The sequence below is a fragment of the Bacteroidales bacterium genome, assembly GCA_018334875.1.
Classification (GTDB): Bacteria; Bacteroidota; Bacteroidia; order Bacteroidales; family UBA12077; genus JAGXLC01.
This window is the reverse complement of the sequence record JAGXLC010000003.1, coordinates 1-2,841: the sequence shown is the minus strand read 5'-3', so window position 1 is coordinate 2,841 and position 2,841 is coordinate 1. Positions and strand designations below refer to the sequence as shown.

Annotated in this window: 3 protein-coding genes; all 3 read left to right on the top strand. The window is 44.2% G+C overall.

What is annotated here, in order from left to right:
• Window positions 1-357: 357 nt before the first annotated feature.
• From KGY70_00455 to KGY70_00445, 3 genes are read left to right on the top strand one after another with little or no spacing between them, the layout of a single operon-like run.
• Window positions 358-948: a LemA family protein gene (locus KGY70_00455; GenBank protein ID MBS3773633.1), complete on the top strand. Its 591-nt coding sequence runs from the start codon at window positions 358-360 to the stop codon at window positions 946-948.
• 33 nt (window positions 949-981) lie between these two features.
• Complete coding sequence (locus KGY70_00450; GenBank protein MBS3773632.1) at window positions 982-1,431, top strand: TPM domain-containing protein; 450 nt, start codon at window positions 982-984, stop codon at window positions 1,429-1,431.
• A gap of 3 nt (window positions 1,432-1,434) precedes the next feature.
• Window positions 1,435-2,274, top strand: a complete 840-nt coding sequence (locus KGY70_00445; protein ID MBS3773631.1) for a TPM domain-containing protein — start codon at window positions 1,435-1,437, stop codon at window positions 2,272-2,274.
• Window positions 2,275-2,841 lie beyond the last annotated feature (567 nt).

The window sequence follows — 2,841 nt, the reverse complement described above, 5'->3', positions numbered from 1 at the left end:
CGTACTCTCCCTCAGCCTCCCGCCTGAACCGGCGGGACAGGCTCTCCCTTGACCAAGGGAGGGGAACCGGTCCGCAGAAATTCCCAAGGTATGGTAGATATAGAATCATAAATATTTCTTACTCGGCAATCTCGTGAAATCCTTAGACTCTACTACCAGGCCGATCACCTCACCTTTTTCAAGTGAGGTAAGGGAGGGTACGCAAAACTTAGAAGTTTCAAAAGAATTCAGCATTTATCTGCCAGATCTTTGGCATCAGTGATATTACTTTTATCATTTTTTACAATTCTGAACAGCCAATAACGAATAAAACATGTTAACTTTGAGCTTTAAATTAAAACATCAAAAAAAATGAAAATAAAAAGGTCCTGGATTATTATCGGAATTATCGTCATCTTTGGATTGATTGTATATTCTTCCATTAAGAACACTTACAACAGGATGATCCAGATGGAACAAACCGTAGAGGAACAATGGTCGCAGGTTGAAACCCAATATCAAAGAAGGGCCGACCTGATTCCGAACCTGGTCAGCACGGTCAAAGGTTATGCCGAGCATGAGCAGGAAACATTTCAGAAAGTGGCCGAGGCCAGATCCCAGGCTGCTTCAACCGATGTCAATGCCAACAATCTTTCTCCCGAACAACTCCAACAGTTTCAACAGGCCCAGGGAGCCCTGAGCTCTGCTTTATCACGTTTAATGGTAGTTGTCGAACGTTATCCGGAATTAAAGGCCAACCAGAATTTCAGGGATCTGCAGGCCCAACTGGAAGGAACGGAAAACCGGATCAGTGTGGCCAGAAGAAGATTCAACCAGAGTGTGCAGCAATACAACACCTATATCAAACAGTTTCCGCAAACATTTTACGCCAACCTGTTCGGTTTCGATGAAAAAGCCTACTTTGAATCACAGGAAGGAGCAGACCAGGCACCTGAGGTGCAGTTCTGATTCAGGAATAAACCAAAAAGAAAGCAAACAAAAATGAAACCATCCAAATTTTTTACAGAAGAACAGAAAAAGCTCATCACAGATGCCATAGAGGAAGCGGAACTGAATACCTCCGGGGAGATCCGGCTTCACGTGGAAAAAAGCTGTAAAATTGATGTGCTGGACCGTGCTGCCTATATATTCAAGAAACTCAAAATGCATAAAACCGAAAAACGCAACGGGGTGCTCTTTTACCTGGCCCTCAACAACCGGAAATTTGCCATTCTGGGAGATGCCGGGATCAATGCAGTAACACCCGACAATTTCTGGGATGAGATACGCGATACCACACTCAGCTACTTCAGGGAGGGAAAATATGCAGAGGGCCTCGCCAGGGGCATCCGTATGGCCGGGCAGGCGCTCAAGGAATATTTTCCTTATCAGAAAGATGATGTCAATGAATTGTCAAACGAAATTTCCTTTGGAAAGGATAAAGAGAATTAAGAAATGCAAATATTGAAAACACAATTGTTCAAATACATCCTTGCCGGATTGCTTATTGTATCCACCGGTCAGTTATTTTCACAGCAGGAAGAATTTCCGCAGCGTCCGCAGCCGCCGAGGATGGTCAATGACTTTGCCGGATTTTTAGATCAGGCTGATGTACAAAAACTGGAGCAGAAACTGGTGCAGTTCAACCGGGAAACCTCAACACAGATTGCTATAGTAACGATGGATGACATTCACGGGTATGCCATATCCGATTATGCGGTCAGGCTGGCGGAAAAGTGGGGTATCGGACAAAAAGGCAGGGACAATGGCATTTTGATACTGATCAATCCATCCAACAACAAAATCTTCATAGCCACCGGATATGGTTTGGAAGGAGTCGTTCCCGATGCCACTGCCAACCGAATAATAGATGAAGAGATCACGCCCAGTTTTAAACAAGGCAATTTTTACCAGGGTTTGGACAGGGCTACGGATGTTTTGATCAACCTGACCCAGGGAGAATACACCGCTCAGGATTACAGGGAAAAAACAGGCGGCGGGAAGGAATCCAAAGCGCCCTATCCCATTGGTATATTGTTTCTGCTGGTGATCGTATTTTCGGTAATCGGCCGGATAAGAAGGGCCCGGCATTATAACATGCACCGCGGCTCCGCTGGTAGCGGTCTGCCATTTCTGGCAGCGATGTTTATGATGGGTTCAGCATCAGGCCGGCAGCGCGGATCATTCGGTAATTTCAGCTCCGGAACCGGTAGCTTCGGTGGCGGAGGTGGTGGCGGCTTCGGCGGCTTCGGCGGCGGTAGCTTTGGCGGTGGCGGAGCCGGCGGGGGATGGTGATGGGTTGGACAGAATTTACAAGATTAACAGGATTTTTAACCCGTCTCTATTTTCCATCAAACCACAACTGCCACCTGTAAAATGAAGGCACGGCCGGGTTGCTTCAATGTATTGTATAATGAACAGTTTTACTTACCAGACCGAAGTTTCAACTCTCCCCTATCAACAATATTTTATAATATCTGCGAACCAAGACCTTAGGGATCCCGCCAAATTTAGGCGTGACCCCTAAGTGTTGGGTGATATTGGAATAATTCTTACAAAAAAATACCTCACAACCACTTTTTTGTCAGTCGAAGTGAGAAAAAAGTCAGTAGCTACATACTTTTTTCTCACCACAGGTTATTAAAAAGTAGCTCTGAGTGACTTTCTTGTGGGTTGGAAGTGACTTTTTTCTTATTCGGACCGACTAAAAACTGACTTCAGAGTATTTTTTTTCATAAACCTACCTACAGCAGACATTAACAAAAAAATTTCTGATAATCCCATAAAATTTCAAAGATTATTTAGAAAATTTTGAACAATTTTTGAAATTATCCCTTTTAATATTTGGGGCATTTTAAAAAT